The sequence below is a fragment of the Mesorhizobium sp. M2A.F.Ca.ET.067.02.1.1 genome (genome assembly GCF_004023285.1).
Lineage (GTDB): Bacteria > Pseudomonadota > Alphaproteobacteria > Rhizobiales > Rhizobiaceae > Mesorhizobium.
On sequence record NZ_RZSB01000666.1, the window covers coordinates 1 to 3353 of the forward strand.

General features: G+C 66.4%; 3 protein-coding genes and 1 pseudogene. All 4 read right to left on the bottom strand.

The window, feature by feature from the left end:
* Window positions 1–937, bottom strand: a 937-nt coding sequence (locus tag EOA28_RS29630; protein WP_189342238.1) for a GNAT family N-acetyltransferase, incomplete at its 3' end; no start/stop codon positions are given.
* On the bottom strand, window positions 934–2190 hold the full coding sequence (locus EOA28_RS29635) for a F390 synthetase-related protein (protein ID WP_127251107.1): 1257 nt from the start codon (window positions 2188–2190) through the stop codon (window positions 934–936). The genes EOA28_RS29630 and EOA28_RS29635, both read right to left, overlap by 4 nt.
* A complete protein-coding gene (locus EOA28_RS29640; protein ID WP_127251106.1) occupies window positions 2187–3011 on the bottom strand; it encodes an MBL fold metallo-hydrolase in 825 nt (274 codons plus the stop codon). The genes EOA28_RS29635 and EOA28_RS29640 overlap by 4 nt, the downstream gene beginning before the upstream one ends.
* Window positions 3008–3353, bottom strand: a pseudogene (locus tag EOA28_RS29645) (GDP-mannose 4,6-dehydratase); the annotation flags it as partial. The pseudogene EOA28_RS29645 and the gene EOA28_RS29640, both read right to left, overlap by 4 nt.

The following is a 3353-nucleotide window of genomic DNA, read 5'->3' on the forward strand; positions in this document are numbered from 1 at the left end:
CCCCCGCCATCACCATGCGGTAGAGCCCCTCGGCCACCGGCAGGCTGGTGTCGTAGCCGACGATCGGCTGGGTCAACGTGCGGCCGTTTTCGAACAAGCCGGTGACGGCGACCAGCTCGCCGCCTGGCCGGCGCAATCCCGCCAGGCTGATGATGCCGCGCCGGTGCATCTCGGCGATATAACGGGCCGTGTAGTGCGGATTGAGCGGCGTGTATTTGTCGAGGTAGAGCATATCGTAGAGCTGCTCGGCGCGGGCATAGTCAGCCTCGCTGAAATCGCCGTTTCCGACCCGCTCGAACGGTGTCGCACGCAGGCGGGCGCGATCGCGCTTCATGTCGCGCGTCATGGCGGGCGCGGCGCTGCGGTCGGCGAAGATGTAGATCTGGCGCGCCGCCAGCATGCGGAACCCCTCGGCCTTCAAGACGGCAATCGTCGCCGGATCGGCGATGTCGTTCAACGAACGGATGACGATGGCGCGATCGGGGAAACGCGCGGTCAAGGCCGAGCGCAGCGACGCAACTGTCGGCCGGTCGAGCAGCGGCACCGGATTGGTCGAATAGAGCCAGTTGTTGACCTGCGCCTGATGGTCGAGGCCGCTTGCCCTGACTAAAGGCGCGCAGGCGCCGATCAGGGCGTTGAGCGCGCGCTTGAGCAGCCGATGGGCGGCGAAGTTGCGCGTCTCGTCCATCGCGTAGTCGATATATGCGCTGGTCGGGCAGCAGATGTAGCAATTGGGCGCTTCATCGGCGTCGTTCAGCGTCAGCGGGAAAACGCGGCCGGCAATTTCGAAGGTTTCCACCTTCGTCTTGAGGTTGGCGATGAGATCGCGCACGGGTATCTCGTTGAAAAGCCCCACAAAGGCCGCGACCTTTGCCGGCTTGTTCTCGACGCGGTCGTGCTGCTGCACGGGCCTTTCCATCGTCGCCGCGCCCGTCATCGCGCCGGCTCCAGGCGGCATTCGACGCGGCGCAGCTTGCGGCTTGTTTCCAACGGCAGCGGCGCGCGGACGAGCGTCACGGTGGCGGCCGCCTTTCGCATTTCCAGGAGCGCGCGAACCGCCTGATGCGCGGCCGCCGCCGCATCGTCCGGGAGCGTCGGCTGAAGCCTGAACTCGATGCTCTCCGGCCCGGTCTGGACGAGGCGGAAATCGTCGATGCGGCGATCGGCTTTGAGCACCGCGTTGCGCAGCACATCGGGCGTGACCAGGATCGGGCCGTCCGGCGACGTGAATCGGAAAGCATCGTCCATGCGGCCGACGATCTCATCCACGCAGCGCAGCGGCGAACCACACCGACAAGGTTCTTTGGACAAGCGCAACAGGTCGTTCATCCTGTAACGGGCCATGATCTGGGTTTGACGGCGAAAGGCTGTCACCAGCGGCGTCACCAGCCCCTCGCCCGCCGGCTCGAATTCGAAGAAGACGGAGTCTTCGGCAAGATGCAGGCCGCGCTGTCTGCAGGTCACGGCGAGTAGCCCTTCGGTCGCCATGTAGATCTGATCGAGCGGCAGGCTGAAGAAATTTTCGATCACCGGCCGGTCGACCGGATCGAGCGTTTCCGCCGCCGAGAAGATACGCTTCGGACGTAGCCGAAATCCCTCGCTTGCGAAATGCCGCAGGATCTTGGGCGGCGCGATGACGACCGTCGGGTCAAAGCCTTCGAGTTCTCGGCGCCAGCTTTCCGGCCCTTTCGTTAGGTCGAAGAAGGCAAGCTTGATCAGGTGCGATGTGCGGGCGCTGTCGTAAAGCCCAGTGTTCTGCGGCAGGATGACGGCGACGCGCATGCCGCGCCAAACAAGGTCGGGCGCCGCCTTGGCGAGGATCGTTCCCAGCCAGCGGTATTTCTCCGCTTCCGAAATCACGAACAGGCCGCGATTGCCGGAGGTGCCTGTGCTGGCGCCGACGGTGAGCGCGCCGGCGCGGCCGTCATGCGCCAGCGTCGCCCAGGCTTGCGCGGCGGTGAGGCCGTGGATGTTGAATTCATCGAAGCGCGCCATCAGCAGCGCCTTGTCGGTGACCGGCAGGTCGGTGAGGCAGGCCGGCGCCTTGCCGTAAAAGGGCGCGCGCGGCCGGTCGCGGTCGAGGAAGCGGCGCAAGGCGCCTGCCTGCCAGCGCTCGAAATCCGCGCGGCTCTTGCGCGACACCCAGCGCGTCAGAGCGAAAGATCCTACCGCTTCGGCCAGCCGGTTCATGCAATCTCCGGCGCCAGGTCATAAGGCGTCGGCGCGGGATCATGGCAGAGCATCACCTCGCCGCCCGTGCTGAGGAAGCGGCGCAGCGTGGCGCTGGTCGGCTCGATCGCCGCCGCATCCTCGGCGATCAGGGTGGCCGGGAAACCGGGCGTGCGGTTCTCGATCAAAGCGGCGAGCAGCCATTGCACGTCGACGGCATAGAGCAGCGGTCGCTCGAGGCGATTGAACAACAGGCCGAACTGGCCATCGGCGTGGCCTGGAAGATCGACACCGATCACGCTGCCATCGCCGAAGAGATCCATGCCGCCCGGCATGCCGCCGAGAGGCTCGATGCGCGGCTTGCCGGATAGTCCATCGAGCCGCGACTCGAAGTCGGCGGGAAACAATTCGATGAAGACGCCATGGCGCAAATTCTGGCCCGGCGTGCGCGCCTTGACCCGCGCCCAGACGGTTTCGCTGGCGATGAAACGCGCGTTGCGGAACAGCGACAGGCCGGAAATGTGGTCGGCGTGAAAATGGGTGACGATGACTGTGCGGATATCGTCAGGCGACAGGCCGAAACGGCGCAGCACCGACAGAACCTGCTCGTCGGCATTGAGCTGAGGTTTCAGCAGCGCGCCGTAGAGCCGAAGCATCCGGCCGCGACGCTCGCCGCTCAGCGCTTCCGGCGTGTAGCCGGTGTCGACCAGCACCGGTCCGGCGGCGGGGTGAAAGAACAGCCCGTAGCGGACACGCAGCCTGACGCTTTTGCAGGTACCGCCGCGCAGGATCAGCCGCTCGGCGGCGTTGACCCAGGCGCTGTTGGCGAAGACGATCCTCATGGCTTGGCCCCGCCGGCAAAGGTGCGATCGAGCCCTTGCTCGAACGAGATTTTCGGCGCCCAGCCGAGAATGCGTTTCGCCTTGGAAAGATCGAGGCTTTGCGCATAGGCGAAGAGGCCGAGCCCGTAGCGGGTGACCGGCGGCTCGGGCCGGCCGGGCAACCGCAGCGCCACCGCTTCCATCAAGCCCGCCGCCAGCATCGCCGGCGCGAGCGGCATCGGCCGCCAGCGCGCGTGCAAGCCAGCGCGGATGCAGGCCGCGTCGGCGATGCGGCGGACCGGCAGCATCTCGCCGCCGGAGATGTTGAAGATCCGGCCCTCGGCTTCGCCAGGTGCGGCGAGC